The 16,381-nt window shown below is 63.1% G+C and carries 17 protein-coding genes; 10 read left to right on the plus strand and 7 right to left on the minus strand.

Going from position 1 to position 16,381, the window contains the following annotated elements:
• Window positions 1–56 precede the first annotated feature (56 nt).
• Complete coding sequence (locus tag QFZ54_RS15510) at window positions 57–983, plus strand: glucosamine inositolphosphorylceramide transferase family protein (protein ID WP_307088558.1); 927 nt, start codon at window positions 57–59, stop codon at window positions 981–983.
• Here QFZ54_RS15510 and QFZ54_RS15515 read toward each other — a convergent pair.
• Complete coding sequence (locus tag QFZ54_RS15515; protein ID WP_307088559.1) at window positions 934–2,037, minus strand: glycosyltransferase; 1,104 nt, start codon at window positions 2,035–2,037, stop codon at window positions 934–936. The two genes, QFZ54_RS15510 and QFZ54_RS15515, sit on opposite strands and share 50 nt — an antisense overlap.
• The gene (locus QFZ54_RS15520; protein WP_307088561.1) at window positions 2,034–3,122 is read right to left on the minus strand and encodes a glycosyltransferase; all 1,089 of its coding nucleotides are present in this window, start codon (window positions 3,120–3,122) and stop codon (window positions 2,034–2,036) included. The genes QFZ54_RS15515 and QFZ54_RS15520 overlap by 4 nt, the downstream gene beginning before the upstream one ends.
• A gap of 276 nt (window positions 3,123–3,398) precedes the next feature.
• Between QFZ54_RS15520 and QFZ54_RS15525 the strand changes: the two genes are divergently transcribed.
• From QFZ54_RS15525 to QFZ54_RS15535, 3 genes are all read left to right on the plus strand, one after another.
• Complete coding sequence (locus tag QFZ54_RS15525) at window positions 3,399–4,013, plus strand: DUF1275 family protein (protein ID WP_307088563.1); 615 nt, start codon at window positions 3,399–3,401, stop codon at window positions 4,011–4,013.
• 113 nt (window positions 4,014–4,126) lie between these two features.
• Window positions 4,127–5,359 carry a cupin domain-containing protein gene (locus tag QFZ54_RS15530; RefSeq protein WP_307088565.1) on the plus strand — a complete coding sequence of 411 codons (1,233 nt, stop codon included), beginning with the start codon at window positions 4,127–4,129 and terminating at the stop codon, window positions 5,357–5,359.
• A gap of 328 nt (window positions 5,360–5,687) precedes the next feature.
• Complete coding sequence (locus QFZ54_RS15535) at window positions 5,688–6,362, plus strand: response regulator transcription factor (protein ID WP_307088567.1); 675 nt, start codon at window positions 5,688–5,690, stop codon at window positions 6,360–6,362.
• Between the two features lie 629 nt (window positions 6,363–6,991).
• On the opposite strand, the gene QFZ54_RS15540 is transcribed toward QFZ54_RS15535, so the two are convergent.
• Window positions 6,992–7,828: an alpha/beta fold hydrolase gene (locus QFZ54_RS15540; RefSeq protein ID WP_307088569.1), complete on the minus strand. Its 837-nt coding sequence runs from the start codon at window positions 7,826–7,828 to the stop codon at window positions 6,992–6,994.
• A 72-nt stretch (window positions 7,829–7,900) separates the two neighbouring features.
• Entirely contained in the window at window positions 7,901–10,300 is a 2,400-nt protein-coding gene (locus tag QFZ54_RS15545; protein WP_307088571.1) for an FdhF/YdeP family oxidoreductase, read from the minus strand.
• Between the two features lie 283 nt (window positions 10,301–10,583).
• On the opposite strand from QFZ54_RS15545, the gene QFZ54_RS15550 reads away from it, so the two are divergent.
• Together QFZ54_RS15550 and QFZ54_RS15555 are read left to right on the plus strand one after the other, a co-directional pair.
• Entirely contained in the window at window positions 10,584–11,024 is a 441-nt protein-coding gene (locus QFZ54_RS15550; protein WP_307088572.1) for a hypothetical protein, read from the plus strand.
• Window positions 11,021–11,545 carry a DUF6438 domain-containing protein gene (locus QFZ54_RS15555; RefSeq protein WP_307088574.1) on the plus strand — a complete coding sequence of 175 codons (525 nt, stop codon included), beginning with the start codon at window positions 11,021–11,023 and terminating at the stop codon, window positions 11,543–11,545. Before QFZ54_RS15550 ends, QFZ54_RS15555 begins: the two co-directional genes overlap by 4 nt.
• Window positions 11,546–11,559: 14 nt before the next feature.
• Here QFZ54_RS15555 and QFZ54_RS15560 read toward each other — a convergent pair whose 3' ends face one another.
• Window positions 11,560–11,871, minus strand: coding sequence for a hypothetical protein (locus tag QFZ54_RS15560; protein WP_307088576.1), 312 nt, complete (start codon window positions 11,869–11,871; stop codon window positions 11,560–11,562).
• A 132-nt stretch (window positions 11,872–12,003) separates the two neighbouring features.
• Between QFZ54_RS15560 and QFZ54_RS15565 the strand changes: the two genes are divergently transcribed.
• Window positions 12,004–12,471, plus strand: a complete 468-nt coding sequence (locus tag QFZ54_RS15565) for an HdeA/HdeB family chaperone (RefSeq protein WP_307088578.1) — start codon at window positions 12,004–12,006, stop codon at window positions 12,469–12,471.
• A gap of 114 nt (window positions 12,472–12,585) precedes the next feature.
• Here QFZ54_RS15565 and QFZ54_RS15570 read toward each other — a convergent pair whose 3' ends face one another.
• Window positions 12,586–13,281, minus strand: a complete 696-nt coding sequence (locus QFZ54_RS15570) for an FABP family protein (RefSeq protein ID WP_307088580.1) — start codon at window positions 13,279–13,281, stop codon at window positions 12,586–12,588.
• Window positions 13,282–13,305: 24 nt separating this feature from the next.
• Between QFZ54_RS15570 and QFZ54_RS15575 the strand changes: the two genes are divergently transcribed.
• Window positions 13,306–13,470, plus strand: coding sequence for a hypothetical protein (locus QFZ54_RS15575; protein WP_307088582.1), 165 nt, complete (start codon window positions 13,306–13,308; stop codon window positions 13,468–13,470).
• On the opposite strand, the gene QFZ54_RS15580 is transcribed toward QFZ54_RS15575, so the two are convergent.
• Window positions 13,457–14,644, minus strand: a complete 1,188-nt coding sequence (locus tag QFZ54_RS15580; protein WP_307088584.1) for an MFS transporter — start codon at window positions 14,642–14,644, stop codon at window positions 13,457–13,459. The genes QFZ54_RS15575 and QFZ54_RS15580 overlap by 14 nt on opposite strands.
• 296 nt (window positions 14,645–14,940) lie before the next feature.
• Here QFZ54_RS15580 and QFZ54_RS15585 point away from each other — a divergent pair, with 296 nt between their 5' ends.
• On the plus strand, window positions 14,941–15,243 hold the full coding sequence (locus QFZ54_RS15585; RefSeq protein ID WP_307088586.1) for a UBP-type zinc finger domain-containing protein: 303 nt from the start codon (window positions 14,941–14,943) through the stop codon (window positions 15,241–15,243).
• Window positions 15,244–15,423: 180 nt separating this feature from the next.
• Window positions 15,424–16,374, plus strand: a complete 951-nt coding sequence (locus QFZ54_RS15590) for a cation diffusion facilitator family transporter (protein WP_307088587.1) — start codon at window positions 15,424–15,426, stop codon at window positions 16,372–16,374.
• Window positions 16,375–16,381 lie beyond the last annotated feature (7 nt).

Genomic DNA, 16,381 nt, shown 5'->3' on the forward strand with positions numbered 1-16,381 from the left:
CGAGAAGGCCCCCGCGGCGCCACTGCCGGCGCTGCTTTTAGGATCGATCGACCACCGTGGCTCTACGCAAGGACATCTGGCGCCCGGCCATCGTGATGGCGGCCGCCGAGGCGATCCTCGAGCGCGGCTCGATCGAGGGCTTTCCGATCGCGTGGTTGCCGCCAATGCGCAGCTTCCAGTTCCTAGCGGACCCCTTCGGGCTGTGGCGCGACGGACGGCTGTACGTATTCGTCGAGACCTACGACTATCGCGTCCGTATCGGGGCGATCGAAGTGCTGGTCTACGACTGCGACTTCCGTCTGGTCGATCGCCAGCCAGTCCTGAACGAGCCTTGGCATCTGTCCTACCCGCTCGTGTTCGAGGCGGAGGGCGAGACGTGGATGCTCCCGGAGGCGCATCGCTCGAGCCGCCTGACCCTGTACCGCGCGGTGGGCTTCCCGACCCAGTGGGAGCCGGCGCACGTGATCGAACTCGATCACGTCGCGGTCGATGCGACGCCAGTCTTCCATGACGGGCTGTGGTGGCTGTTCTACACCTCGGCCGACCGCGAGCCGGACAAGATGAGCGCGTTGCACGTCGCCTCCGCCGAGCGGCTGTCGGGCCCTTGGACGCCCCATCCTGCCAACCCGGTACGCGTCGATGTCGCGAGTGCACGGCCGGGTGGGATGCCGTTGGTGATCGATGGCCTGATCGTGCTGCCGGTGCAGGACTGTAGCCGAACCTACGGGGGTGCGATCCGTCCGCTGACGATCACCGTCTTGAACAGTGAGCTTTTTGAGGCTGAGGTGGGGGCTGCGCTCGTGCCACCGACCTCGTGTGCGCCGTACGTCGAGGGGTTCCATACGTTGTCAGCGGCGGGGCCTGTGACGCTGGTCGATATGAAACGGACCGAATTGTCGTTGCGCGGGCTTTCAATCGAAGCCGTGCGCGAGGTCAGGAAGCTCGGTCGTGCAGTCCGAAAGCGCGCATCCGTTCGAGGATAGCAAGACCAGTCGCGGCGAACCGCTCCGGTCCGAACGTGGCGAGAACGCGGACGCGGCCCGCTCGACCCAATGCTGCCAGTTGAGCGGGATCGGCCAGGACCTTCGAAAGGGCCGCGGCCAGCGCGACGGGATCGCCGGGAGGGACGGTAAAGCCGGTTTCTCCCTCGATGATACTAGCGGGGAGTTCGCCGACTGCCGAGGCGATCACCGGCAACCCAGTCTGCATCGCCTCATGCGCGGCGACGCACAATCCCTCTGATCGCGACGGCTGTACGTAGAGGTGGCAATTGGCGAGGAACGCTGCCGGGTCGGCCTCATAACCGGCGAACCGCAACGTCTCCAGCCCAAGAGCCCGCGCGCGGGCGCCGAGCGCTTCGCGTTCCGCCCCGTCACCTGCGATGACCAGTTCATATGGCGTGCTCGTCTCGACCAGCGCCAGCGCATCGATGAGCACGTCGTAGCCCTTCACGCGGTGGAGTCGACCGAGGCTGCCGATCCGAACCGGCTGCCCCGAGCGCCACGGAGAGGCCTGAAGCGCGTCGGGCTCGGCGCGGAAGATCGACCATTGCACCAAGCGGTCGGTTGGCACCCGCAGTCGCTCCGCCGTCAACCGCGTAACGGCCGAGGAGTCGCCGACCCACAACCTCGACAGCCGCTGCATCGCACGAAGCAGTACGCGATTGGCCGGCTTCAGGAACGCCGCATGCTGCCAACTCACTACGGGCCAACCGCGGCGAAGGCCCACGATCTGCCCGAGAAGAGTGGCCCGGGTCAGAGATGTCCACAGATGCGTCGGCTTCCAGTCGCGCAAGGTCGCGTCAAGCCAACGGAGCGCTGCGGCATGATCGGTCTCGCCGCCGACGCGCACATGCACGTCGAACCCGGCATCGCGGATCGCCGCCTCGCCCCGCCGATCACGTGCGGTGAGGGCGAAGACCGCGATCTCCGCGCCGCCATCGCGCAGCACGCCGAGTACGACCGGCACCGGTGACGCCGCCCCGCCACCTTCGACCGAATTGATCACATAGGCGATCCGCACCGGCTGGTCGCTCACCCCTGCAATCCTTCAAACAGGGTCAGATACGCGACCGCCACGGCGCCTATCCGATGATGCGCGACAAGCGCCGCCAACGTAATCGGGTTCGCCGGCGTTTGAGCCAGTATCGTCTCGATGGCCGATGCCAATGCCGCGCCGTCACGCAACGGGACGACCATCCCCGCCCCCGGTGTATCCAGCAACCGCGTCGCAGGCGTGCAGTCGGTCGCGATCACTGGCCGTCCCGCCGCCAGCGCCTCGATCACGACCGCCGGAAAACCCTCAAAATCCGAGGCGAGCACGAGCAACCGCGCGGCGTCGAGCCACGGCCGGATGTCCGTGACGTAACCTGCCAACTCCGTGCGATCGGCGATACCCAGCGCGTGGATCTGTTGACGAAGCCCCTCCGCTTCAGGCCCATCACCAACGATCACGAGCCGTGCTGCGCACTCGGGCAGTGTGGCAAACGCCTCGATCAATCGCGAAAACCCCTTTTCGGGCACCAGTCTTCCCGCCGCCAGTACGATCGGCGGTTGCGTATCGGGAACCGGTTGCGGAGGCGCTACGTCATCGGGGAGCGCGGGCAGCGCGATCGTCGTCGCGAGGGAGCGCCGCAGGATACGGTTCGCCTGATCCCGCGCCACGTCTGACAGCGCGACGATCGCATCCACCCGCCGCAACAGCCGCCGCATCCTCATCTCGAACGCCCATTGCCGCACCCGGCCACGCTGAGGTTTGTCCAGCGCCGCGCTGACCTGCGCGACGACGGGTACACCGCGCTTGGCCAAGGCGGCCGCGACAGGCCAATGGAAATTCCCGGGTACGAACACGCCGTCGAACCGACGCTTCGCGACGAACGCGCGCGCCGCGCGCGCCAGACGCCGGCGCGAGCCAATAGCTCTCGGGATCGGGGGATCGGCAATGACTACCTCGACGTCGTCACCAGCGAGGACGCCCAAAGGTCCATTGCCGGATCCGGCGAAGACCGTGATCCTAGCACCCTTTTTTGCCCAAGCCGCGGCCAAACGCGCCGCGATGCGTTCGGTCCCGCCTAATGAAAAGTCGTGCAGCACGATCAGAATTGACGCAGGATCCGAACACATGTGCGTCCGATTAACCTGCCGATCCGCCACAAGCTAACCTTATCGATTGCTCCTTTACAGTTCGCCTGATCGGGCCCGCGCAGCGTGACCCGTGACATATCTTCGTATGAATGGAGCGCGGCCCTCCCCATCCTACGTGTCCTCGCAGTTCGAAGGTTGCTTCGATCGTAACAGCGACATCGAAAGGGAGATCGGACCGTGTCGACGTCACCCATTCCAGTTGGATCAACACCCCCCGTCGGAAAAGAGAATGGTCTCGGCATTGATCGCTGGAGGGTGGCTCTACCGCTTCTGTCCTTCGGGGCAGGCGCTGCAGACGGCTTCGCCTACCTCGTGCTTGGCGGTATATTCACAGCGAACATGACCGGCAATGCGGTCCTCGCGACCATGTACGGCCGTCCCGACTATCCCTCGATCCTGATTGGCGCGCTCACGGCGATCGCCGCCTTCGCAATCGCCCTTGTCGTAGGTTTTCGCACTGCGAGGGCCGGGCACAGCGGCGCGGCGCGCAAGGCTCTGATCGTCTCGGCAATATGTCATGCCGCTGTCGTGCTGATGTGGTGGTGCAGCACGCGCTCGGGTCCAGTCGTGCTCTGCCTCATAGCGGCGTCCGCCGCCGCCATGGCGTTCCAGACCGTCGCTGCCAAACGGGACGGGGTCGATCATGGCGCGACGACCACTTACGCGACCGGCACGTTGACCGATCTTTTGAAAGACCTCGTCGATGGGCAGGTCAACTGGTGCAGTATTCGCTGGCTCTCGTTGTTCGCGCTGCCAGCAGGAGCTGCTCTTTCGGTGGCGGTTGCAAGGACGTGGCCTGATGTAACGCCGCTGATACCGTTGATTGCTACTGTCGCTTGCATCCGACTGATTTCGCCGGAGGCACTGTAAGCCTCGAAACCTAGGTATGACTAGGTTCGCTGCCGGGCATGGCACATTTGCAATTCGGGCGGACGGCTACGCCTCCCCCGTTTCAGAAAACAGCGACAAGTCGAGGAACCGTCATGACCGAGATGCGCAGTCCACAACCCGCTCCAAATCACGAACCGCCAGTCTTCGGCAACCCTGATCTGCCCGCCGAGGGGAACATCAATATCAAGGACGATCCCAAGAGCGGGATCATGACCGGGCCGCGCAATACCGTGCTGGAAAGCCAGTTTCCGTCGCAAGGAGACGCTCCTGCGACCGACATCAGTACGCAGCCGTTCTTCTGGTCGTCGTTCAACATCTCGCCGCGTCGCCAGCAGAAAGGCGGATGGGCCCGTGAACTGACCCAAGCCGACTTCTCGATCTCGACCGAGATCTCCGGCGTCAACATGTACCTCGCCGCAGGCGGCATCCGCGAGCTGCACTGGCACCAGACGGCGGAATGGGCGATCATGACCCGCGGCCGCTGCCGCGTCACGACGCTCGACAAGCACGGGCGTCCGAGTATCGAAGACGTCGAGGCCGGCGATCTGTGGTACTTCCCACCAGGCCTGCCGCACTCCTTGCAAGGACTCGGTCCGGACGGCGGCGAGTTCGTCATCGCCTTCGACGACGGGTCGCAGTCGGAGAGCAACACGCTTCTGATCACGGACTGGTTCGCGCATACGCCGCCCGATGTCCTGGCAAAGAACTTCGGCGTGCCGGTCGAAGCGTTCAAGGACATTCCGCTGCACAACCTCTGGATCTTCCAGGGCAAGGAACCGGGCGATCTCGAAGCGGACCGGCTTGCGGCCAAGGTCGCCAGCGGTACCGAGGCCGTCATCTTCCGCCTTTCGCGTTCGCCGATGGTGAAGAGCAACAGCGGCGGCTCGATCCAGATCGCGGACAGCAGCAACTTCCCGATCGCCACGACCGTGGCGACCGCGCTCGTAACCGTGGAGCCGGGCGGCATGCGTGAGATGCATTGGCACCCCAACGCAGACGAATGGCAATATTATCTGCGCGGCAGCGCGCGGATGACCGTCTTCAACACCGGTCCCAAAGCGACGACGAACGACTTCCGCGCCGGCGACGTCGGCGTAGTTCGGCGTAACCTCGGGCATTTCGTCGAAAACACCGGCGACGACGTGCTGCAGTTCGTGGAGGTGTTCCGTTCCGACCGGTACGAAGAGGTGTCCTTGGCCAATTGGATCAGCCACCTTCCGCCATCGCTAGTCACGGAGCATCTGAACATCGATCCGGCCATGTTGGCCCGGTTCCCGAGTGAAACTCAGGGAATTGTTTCCAAGCCGGGCGTTTCGAAGGCCTGAGTCACGGGTGCGGATACACCTTTCCGGGTCCACACCGGACCGCGTGTATCCGCTTTCGTCCCCATCGTTCAGCATGCCGAAGGTTCATCTGGGAACGATCGGTCCGCCGAAGGCTAGCTCGGGTGCGTACGCCCGATAGCGCGTTGGTACCGCCGATCAGACGCAGTCTTGCAGACCGAACGATCATGTCAATTAGACGCCAACCGGCACGACTTGATGCAGAGCCGTCACCGAGGCACTATGATCTCGGCTTGTAGAACACGCTATCACAGTAAACGGCCGGTACGCCCAGAGCGTACAGACCGACGAAGAAATGATCGGAACACCGATGGCCATTCCACCGAAGGAGCCCGCGGGGACGGGCCGGACGACGTCCGACGATTCAAGCCGAAAGATACGAGTCCTTCTGGCTGATGATCATGAGCTGATCCGGTCCGGGATGCAGGCCTTCATCGCAACGCAGGACGATTTCGAGGTCGTTGGCGAAGCCAGCGACGGATTGGAAGCAGTGGCGGCCTACGGAAGGTTGATGCCCGATGTGATGCTGCTGGACATGCAGATGCCGCATCTCGACGGCGTCGATGTGATTTCAGCGATAATAGCCGACCATCCATCCGCCAAGATCGTGATCCTGACGACATACTCGGGGGATGCCCGCGCCATTCGCGCTTTGAACGCGGGGGCCGTAGGGTACATGTTGAAGACCAACCTCCGAAAGGAGTTGTTCGAGGCCATCCGCAACGCCGACAAAGGCACAAAGACGATCGATCATCAGGTCGCTCAGAACATGGCCGTCTTCCGCAGCGACCAGTTGACGAAGCGAGAACGTGATATCGTCAGCCTCGCTAGGGACGGCAAGTCGAACCGGGAAATTGGAAACGACCTCGGTCTCGCCGAAGAGACGGTGAAGGGATACATGAAGCTCATATTCGCCAAGCTCAGGGCATCGGACCGCGCAAACGCCGTCGCGATCGCGGCGCGCCGCGGCTTCATCAGCCTTTAAGTCGAAGCGGGAGCCGCAATCGGGTACGTCTTGCGACAGCGCCGTACCGAGGCGACCATGAATTTAATTTATCGATCGATCACGAAATGTCCGCAAACCCCTCCTTTGGGGCTATCGGTCGGATTCGGATGCATTCTAATGAGTGTGTCTCCGATGAGGAACGATCATGCCGGACGAGTCGACCCCTGCGCCCACCAGCCGCGAACGACCTCTTTCGAATGTTGGAACCGACGTTGCGAAAGCGAAGGTGTCGGAAGCCGTAGATCGGCGTCCGACGCCATCGATCACGCTCGTGAACTCGTTCCACAGTATCCAGCTGTCGCTTGATGCCGCGATGCGGTGGGGGGCACGCGATCCGGTCGATCATGAGGAGCTGGCACTAGCGCTGCGGTGCGCCAGGGAATCAGCCGAGATCGCTTGGCGTTGCCTTACGGAGGAATAGGGGCCTTTCAACCAGCCCTTCCACCAAGCCTAGGCGCCGGAACATCGGATTGCGCTCGGTCGAGCCTGCGAGGCCGTGGCCCTGATGCGCAATATGTCGCATCTCAGCCGGCCAACTCCATGGCTTGGTCGCGAGGAGGAGAGAGGCGGTGCCTCAACCCCTCCCGCTAGGCGTTAACCCGGAACCTTCATTCCTCGACGAAAGCGAGGATGTCCGGGTTGATCACGTCTGCATGCGTGGTCAGCATCCCGTGAGGATAGCCTTCGTAGATCTTCAACTTGGCGTTCTTCACCAGTTTGGCCTGGAGGAGCGAAGCGTCGGCGTAGGGCACGACCTGATCGTCATCGCCCTGCAGGACCAGGGTCGGGACCGTGATCGCCTTGAGGTCTTCGGTCTGGTCGGTTTCCGAGAAGGCCTTGATGCCCTCGTAATGCGCTAGGGCGCCGCCCATCATCCCCTGGCGCCGCCAGTTGTCGATGACCGCCTCGAAAACCGTCGCGTTCGCCCGGTTGAACCCGTAGAACGGGCCGGAGGCGACGGCCAGGTAGAAGTTGGCACGGTTGTCGGCCAGCGCCTTGCGGAAGCCGTCGAACACGGAGATCGGCGTGCCGCCGGCATTGGCTTCGGTCTTCAGCATCAGCGGCGGGACCGAGCTGACGAGCACCAGCTTGGCGACCCGTCCCTGTGGCTGGCCGTACTGCGCCACGTATCGTGCGGCCTCGCCGCCACCCGTCGAGTGTCCGATATGCACCGCGTTCTTCAAATCGAGGTGCTCGACGACGGCGGACGCGTCTGCGGCGTAGTGATCCATGTCATGCCCGGTTCCGACCTGCTCGGAGCGGCCGTGACCGCGGCGATCATGTGCCACGACGCGGTACCCGTGAGAGAGGAAGAACAGCATCTGGGCGTCCCAGTCGTCCGCGGACAGCGGCCAGCCATGATGGAACACGATAGGCTGCGCGTCCTTCGGACCCCAATCCTTGTAGAAGATCTCTACGCCATCCGAGGTGGTAACGTACGCCATGATATTCCTTTCGTTACGAATTGAAACTTGCAGAGCCGGCTCGTGCCGCGGCGGCGCAGGGGGCCGCCACTTTCAGCTTTGACCCGGAACCGGCTCCCTTGGGGACGGTCCTGCCGCGGCGGCGCCCAGCGGAACGCCGGTGAGGCCTTCGCGCGCGATCGCGGTTGCCCCTGGCGATCGACTGGCGGCTGGCACCACGCGTACGGGAACCGACTTGTACGACGGTGTCAGGCACTGCTTGTCGATATGCTCGAGAGCGACGAGGGCTTGGCTTTCGGGGTAGTAGGCACCGCAGCAGTTGGGAGGAAGATTGTAGCGGATCACGGTCAACGCCCGAACGACGCGGTCGGGATGAGCGTGCTCGAGCGCGGTCTCGACGTCGACGAGATCGCCTTCCACGAGCCCGAGGCGGGCCATGTCATCCTCGTTCATCATCAGTACGTCGCGCCGGCCGAAAACGCCGCGGTAGCGATCGTCGAGGCCATAGATCGTCGTATTGTACTGATCGTGCGACCGCATCGTCGCCAGACGAAGGACATTGACGTCTTCAGTCTGCGCGTCCTCTTCGAGGTGGTTGAAGATCAGGAAGTTGGCCTTGCCGGATCCCGTGTTCCAGATCCGCTGCTGCGCGGCGTTAGGAAGCTGAAACCCGCCTGGATGACGGATGCGTTCGTTGAATCCGTCGAACTCGGGATAGACGGACTCGATCTTGTCCCGGATCACCGAATAGTCAGCTGCCAGACCTTCCCAGTCCACCGGCACCCGCGAGCCGAGCGTGGCACGGGCCATGCTCGCCAGGATCCAAGGCTCCGATCGCGTTTCTCCCATGGGCGGCGTCAGGAAGCCCCGGGACGCATGCACCATCGACATCGAATCCTCGACGGTGATCGACTGGGAGCCAGACGCCTGGGAGTCCAGTTCCGTACGTCCGATCACGGGAAGGATGTACGTCGCCTTGCCGGTCAGAAGGTGGGTCCGGTTCAGTTTGGTAGCAAGCGAGACGGCAAGGTCGAGCTTGCGAAAGCCTTCGAAGCATGCCGCAGGGTCGGGCGCGGCGATGGCGAGGTTCCCGCCCAGGCAGATGATGGCCTTCGAGGTCCCGTCCCGCATGGATGCGATCGACTCCACGACCGAATGACCGAACTTCCGGGGAGGTTCGAAGCCGAACGTGTCGCGGAACCGATCCAGCATGGCGTCCGATGGCCGTTCCGTGATGCCGACCGTCCGATTCCCTTGAACGTTGGAGTGTCCGCGCAACGGGCAGATGCCGGCGCCCAGGCGACCGATGTTGCCCTTCAACAGCAGGAAGTTGACGATCTGCTGCACGTTGGACGTTCCCGTCCGATGCTGGGTGATCCCCATGCCGTAACTGACGATCGCTGCCTTCGAAGCGACATAGGCGCGGGCGATGCCTTCCAGATCCGTGCGCGTCAGGCCCGACGAACGTTCTATGTCCTCCCATTCCGCCAGGTCGAGATCGGCGGCGAACTCTGCGAAGCCGGCCGTATGCCCGGCGATGAAGTCGTGGTCGAGGATGGGATCGGAGTCCTGAGCCGCGGCTGCGCGGTCCAGATCCACGACGGCTTTGCAGATCCCCTTCAATGCCGCGGCGTCGCCCCCGATCCTGACCTGGAAATAGGTGGTGGCGATCGGCACCGACGTCATGGTCGCCATCTCGATCGGCTCTTGCGGCGCCTGGAAGCGTTCGAGAGCTCGCTCCTTGAAGGGGTTCATGACTATGATCGTCGCGCCACGCTTCGAGGCGTTGTGCAACGACGTCATCATCCGAGGATGGTTCGTGCCCGGGTTGTGGCCGATCGAGAATATGAAGTCGCAGTGGTCGAAGTCGTCGAGCGTGACTGTCGCCTTGCCGACCCCGATCGATCTCGGAAGGCCGATCGAGGTGGGTTCGTGACACATGTTCGAGCAGTCGGGAAAGTTGTTCGTGCCGAACGCGCGTGCGAAAAGCTGAAAGACGAATGCGGCCTCGTTCGACGCGCGGCCCGACGTATAGAACTCCGCCTCGTCGGGGTGGTCCAGAGCGCGTAGCCGTGCCCCGATGTCGGCGAGCGCTTCCTGCCACTCCACCACCTCGTAGTGATCCGTGGCGGGATTGTACCGCATCGGGTGAGTGAGGCGACCTTGCCCCTCCAGCCAATGGTCCGGCTGCTCCCAGAGTTCGGAAACCGTGTGCTTGGCGAAGAAGTCAGGCTCGACCCGCTTTGCAGTCGACTCCCACGTCACCGCCTTCGCGCCGTTCTCGCAGAACTCGAACGCCGAGGTGTGTTTGGGGTCGGGCCAGGCACAACCGGGACAGTCGAAGCCTTCGGGCTGGTTGTTCCGGAGCAGCGTCTTGACGCCCTGCGCCTCGATCTGCTGGCGCTTCAGCGTGGCGGCGACCGCCTTGAGAGCGCCCCAGCCGCCGGCTGGTTCGTCATATTCGCGGATGCCATCGGGCCGTTTGCTGGTCATTCCGCTATTCTATCGAGCGCCCGCGGCCTGTCTTGGACACGGGGTGCAAATTTGGACGGACGGATGTCAATCTCTTCGGTCTGCGCCGGCTTCGACTGCCGGGAGGCGGTTGCATCTTGAGCATGACGCCAGTTGCTGTCTTGTATCCCTACGTCCGACTGCGCACGCGGCCGATCTGGAGCCGCCATGACCGATGCTGACCGGCAAGGCGTTAGCCGATCGACTACGTCTTGCCTTCATGCGCGTTCGCGCGCCGGACGCGGCAACGAGAAGGATTGATGATATGGCAGGCAACACCACACGAGATCTGGTCATGCTCGGACTGGGATCACTGGCCATCGCGTTCCCGGCGATGGCCAGCGTCGACCACTCCGCCAAACCCGGAGGCGTCTATCGGCTCAAGCCGGGCATCTACGTCCAGCAGGGCGTGGAGTGCGGGTCGGCGCCCAACGCGGCGATCAGGCAATATGACGGCCGCGGTATCAGTACGGCCCATACCCGCGCGTGCCGTGCGCAAGTCCTGTCGCGAAAGGGCAGTCGCTACATCGTGTCGCAGTCGTGCATCGACGCCGGCGCTGGACCAGCACCACGAACGATCGAACGTCAGACCGTGACCGTCGCCGACGCGTTGACGTTCAAGCTGCAGACGCGGGGACCAGGTACCAGCTATCGCTACTGCCCATCCAGCATGCTGCCGGCGGATTTGCGAAAGGCGGCGAAGTGAAGGGCGTTTTCGTAAAGAACGCGGGTTTATCAGTGCTGCTGGCGCTGGGGGCCTGCGCCGCCGGAACGCCACCGGTGGCGTTGGAGCCGAACCCATCGTCGGTCGAAACGGTCACCGTCTCGGTCGGTCCATGCTTCGGGTTCTGTCCGGTTTTCGACGTGACGATCGCGTCGGACGGCGCCGTCAGTTTCGTCGGACAGCGTCATACCGCAGTTCTGGGAGCGCGCCGCCGAGAGGCCGGCGCAGACGCCTATAAAATGCTGGCTAGCGAGCTCGCCGCATTTCGTCCCACCCTCGGAACGGAAGCGCGCATTCCGTGCGACGCAGCGATTTCCGACACCTCGTCGTACACGGTGACATGGCGCGGATCGGACGGGCGGCTGACCGTCGCCACGCTGCAGAGCCGGTGTCCGAGCGGACCAGCGGAGCGGCTCGATGCGATGCTGCGCGAACTCCCCGACAGGCTGGGCATCGCCGATTGGGCAAAGCAGACCAGCCGGCCGGGGGTGTCACGAGGCTAAAGCAATACGCCCGATTACTTACGCTGCATGCATCGATCATATTGTTTCGCCGCGCAGGGCGGGTAGTCCGCCAACGGTGCAGGGCTGGGAAACGCCTGTTCGGGCGTGAGCGGCTGTGCGCGGAACTCCACTATGTCGCCGGGCGCGGGAGGGGACGAGAGCGCCGACCCCGCCGGCTGGTAGCCGCCGGGCGTCCGCTCGCCCTTGAACCCGTCGACCGACGTGAAGAAGCGATCGCCCGACGTCGTGCCTGAAGAAGAGCCGGCTTCCTGTGCCATCGCTGGAGCGGCTAAGATCAACGCAGTTGTTAAGATGCAGAGCTTCATGACTTCATCCTTCGTGACACTGATGTTATGATCATCGTCATTTAGGATGCTGGGAAAAGAAGTGATATCATATCTTTGTATGTGTTTCGTGCAGAGATAGGGAGGTTAGTAATGCGGCGGTAACACCTCCGTATGATTAAAGAGATCGATCAATATATAGACAAGGAAGCGCCGAGTCCTGCGGACTCAGGTATGGAACGGAATGCTATACCTGAATTTGCATTCCTTTGGCATATCACAACAGAAAAGGCGTTTACTATGGCAAGCAAGAAACTTGGGAAAATCGCATCCGGATTTGCGATCGCAAGCATCGTCGTGCTGTCCGGAGCCTCGACGGCAGATGCGGCCATGCAGGCGGGTTCGAAGAAGGCGAAGCCGACGGAGGTCATAACGTGCCGCGACTTCATCGCGTTGCGAGACGAATTCAAGCCGCAGGTGGTGTCATACGCGTTGGGGTATGCCCATGCGAAGCGGCCCGACGTCGATCTGATCGACGTGAGTGGCGTCGATCGACTGGTTCCGGTTCTCGTAAAATCGTGTCGGTCCAGGCCTTCGGAAACGCTGATGCAGCGGATCAAGGCGTTCTTCCATCGCCTCTGAAGGGATCGGTAGGATAGCGGCCGCGTCCATCTGCACCGCGGTGGACGCGCCCGTTTCCACATGCGAGCCGATCACTGTGGGCGGCTGTCATTTCGCTCGGGGTGACGTCTCGCCTTACGTGGTCGAGGTGACGGGGGCAGCAGCAGCAGGCTTGCCCGCCTCTTCAGTTTTCGCAGCTATGATCCGCGCCCACGGGTTGGGCACCGCGTCGCCGACTCTCTGCAGCGTGTTCCGGTCATGGTGAATGAACGGCGTGTCCTGTCCGTGAACCGATAACGTCGTCTGGATGTCGTACGACCAGCTGCCGTCCGGATTGAACGTGATCTGGATCCGGTATTCGTCCGTGCGAAAGGCCTCTTCGAGAAAGTCGGTCGAACAGATTCCGTAGTTCGTCTGCCCTCTCTTGGCCGTCAGCGTAATGCTCTCATCGCCCGGCTTGCCCTGACCCGAGGCCATCGCCGTCTGCCCCCGCGGTATGGCGAGCGTCTGGAGCATGAGTCCGGTTGCGGGTTCCCACAGCCAGTACCCGACCTGCTCATGGAAGGTGATGTCTTCCTCAACGGTCGTGATGTGGATGTGATAGCGCATCCCGTAGAAGAGCTGGGGGCCATTGGCCTGCGGATCGATCGGCTCGAACGTGATGGTCTCGATGAACTCCCGACGTTCGGGGCCATCCGGCTTGGGGGCGACGTCCGAGCCCTTCGTGGCACGCCAGGATCCCGCCAGCGCACGGAGCGGCCCCAGGTTCGCGAGGGTGTTCGGATCAACGTCCGAGGGTTCGGTAAAGATGTCGTGGGGGATCGGGATCATTTACAGCTCTCCTAGCCTTGAGCGATGAGGTCTTTGAACGTGAAGCGTGAAGGTGGGATCGGTCGGGCCGCGTTGCGCTGCAGTCCGTCACTGTTCGGGACGATCGTCGTTGTCGAGGCGGCCGTCCTCTACGACTTTCATCGACCGCCGGCGCCGGCGCCGGCGATCCGCATGCTCAACGCTGCTTGACGTGGCTGAAAAGCTGCATGAGCACCGCCGCGGCCGAGAACGCGCCGCCAAGAACCGCAACCCCGGTCCAGCCACCGAGCGCCCAGGCTTCGGTAGCGCCCGCCGATCCGATGGAGCCGCCAAGAAACATAGCGCCCATGAATATGGTGTTGAGCCGCGCCCGCGCTTCCGGACGAAGCGCGTAGACGACGTGCTGGTTCGAGACGAGGGCGCTCTGTACGGCGAAATCGAGCAGGATCACACCGACGACCAGCCCGGCGATCGAGGTCCACACGCCGAAAAGCACCCAGGAGGCCAGCGTGAGTACCGCGCCGAGGATGATGACGCGTTTCGGCCCCTGCTTGTCCGCGATGCGGCCCGCGATCGGTGCGGCTAGGATTCCAACGGCTCCGACGATGCCGAACAGTCCGGCAACCTCGGCGCCCAGGTCAAACCGCGGCTGTTGGAGGCGGAAGGCGAGTATGGTCCAGAACGCCGTGAATGCTGCGAAGATCAGGGCTTGCGTGATGGCCGCGAGGCGGAGTTCGCCGAACTCGTTCCATAGGCCTAGCAGCGATCGCATCAACTGCGGGTAGCTCAGAGCGGCCGTCGGTTGGCTGCGCGGCAGTTTGAACGCCATCCACGCGCCCGCTGCGAGCGCCATGGGAACGCCGAGCCAGAACATCTCGCGCCAGCCAGCATGCGTCGCGACGAAGCCGGCGAGCGTTCGACTGAGAAGGATGCCGCACAGGACACCGGACATCACGGTGCCGACGGTGGCGCCGCGCTTCTCAGGTGCCGAAAGATGCGCTGCAAAGGGCACGATCTGCTGCGCGACCGTCGCGGCGACACCGAGCAGCAGCGACGCTGCCACGACCAGTCCGGCCGTCGGCGCGACCGCTGCGGCGACGAGAGCCCCGGCCAGCACCAGGAACTGCACGATGATGAGCCGCTTGCGTTCGACCAGGTCCCCGAGCGGTACGAGAAGGAACAGGCCGGCGGCATAGCCGAATTGGGTCGCAGTCGGCACCAAGGAGGTCAGGCTTCCTGGAAAGTCCTTCTCCATGACGCCGAGCATCGGCTGATTGTAGTAGATGTTGGCGACGGCGACGCCTGCCGCGACGGCCATCGCGAAGGTGAGGCTGGCCCGCAGCTCACCTCCTGGCTCAGCAAGTCGTTCTGTCGTGGTCGTCATCCGTCGCTCCCGTAAGCACATCCGTTCACGGCGACGGTATCAGATGAGGCAACCCGACTATTGTCGGATCGGAGCCGGAATGGTCTAGAAATGATCCATTCGCGTCGATCGTAGAGTAGGACAGGCGGCCGCCCGACTGGGACTGGCGATCGCCGTCGCCCTACCTTTGACCATCGATTTTAGGTGCAGGACGTCCAAGACGCGTCTTCGGTTTCCGGTTAGTTCCGCGGTTTCCGTGTGGAATGCCGCACAGATCCGCTCAGCGTACCGAAACCGCGTGAATGGAAGGACGAATGATGACCCGTTGCACCCATATGGCGAGTATCCACGACGTCACGCCCAGCGCGAACGGATGCGAGGAGTGCCTCAAGATCGGGAGCTGGTGGGTTCACCTTCGGCTGTGTCGCGAGTGCGGCAATGTCGGATGTTGCGACCAGTCGCCCAACAAGCACGCCACCAAGCATTTCCACACGACGCAGCACCCGATCATGGAAGGGTATGATCCGCCCGAGGGGTGGGGGTGGTGTTATGTCGATGAGATCGAAGTCGACCTGCCCGACCAGACGCCTCACCCCGGACCGATACCTCGGTTCGTCTAGGCCGGAACCCCACTCGTTGCGGACGCTTCGATCTCGACGATGCCAGGACTTCGATCCGCACACCGCGATCGAACCGATGTCTGCCATCGCCGGAACACAGTCAGAATCGTCCGTCACGGAATATCTGCGAGCCGGCGCGCCGGTTCCGCTAAAATCCAAGACGTATGTAGGCGAGTGAAGATGCGCAGGTCGTTCATGGGTAGGTCGTCTTCAGCACTCCATCTGGCGCTCGCGGGCGACGTGCTGGTTGCTGCGGTTAAATTCGCCGGGGCTGCAGCTACCGGAAGTTCGGCATTGTTCAGCGAGGGCGTCCATTCGACCGTCGACGCGGTGAGCGAGATCCTCCTGCTGTACGGCCTTTGGGTCGGGAAACGGCCGTCCACCTCGGAACATCAGCTGGGCTTCGGCCGGGAAGTGTTCTTCTGGAACTTCATCGTCGCCATGACGATCCTCGCGGTAGGGGCCGGCGTAGCGCTGCTCGACGGCATCCATCAGATCCTCAGAGCCTCGGTGATCGAGTCGCCGCTGATCAGCTACGGAGTCCTTCTGCTGGCGCTGCTTGCCGAGATACCGGCAATGATCAGTGTCAGCAGAGGCGTCCACACCAAGCGCGGCAAGACGGGTTTCGTGCATTTCCTCCGCATGAGCCGCGACCCGACGATGCTCACAGTGCTCTTCGGGGGGGCGAGCGGCATCCTGGGCATCTTGATCGCGGCCATTGGCACGTTCCTGACGACGATGACGGGCAGCTCGATGTGGGACGGCGTCGCCTCGGTCATGATCGCAATGATCCTGGGAACGACGGCGCTATTCCTGGCTGCGACCAGCAAGAAGCTGTTGATCGGGGTTACGGCCGCGCCATCAACGGTGAGTTCGATACTCGAGATCACCACCGATTGCCCCGACGTCGAGATGGCAAACGGCGCGATCACCGTCCACTTGGCTCCGGATCAGATCCTGGTCGCGCTAAGCGTCGCCTTCCGACCGGCACTGACCACACAGGAGATCGAAGTGGCGGTTGCGGCGATCGACCGCGCGGTGCGCGCCGCCCATCCAAGCGTCGTCGTGTTCCTGCTGAAGCCGCAAAGCGAGGCGCAGTTCGAGACGCTACGCGGCTACCGCGGCTGGTGATGTCAGC

It is taken from the genome of Sphingomonas faeni (assembly GCF_030817315.1).
GTDB classification, from domain to species: Bacteria; Pseudomonadota; Alphaproteobacteria; order Sphingomonadales; family Sphingomonadaceae; genus Sphingomonas; species Sphingomonas faeni_C.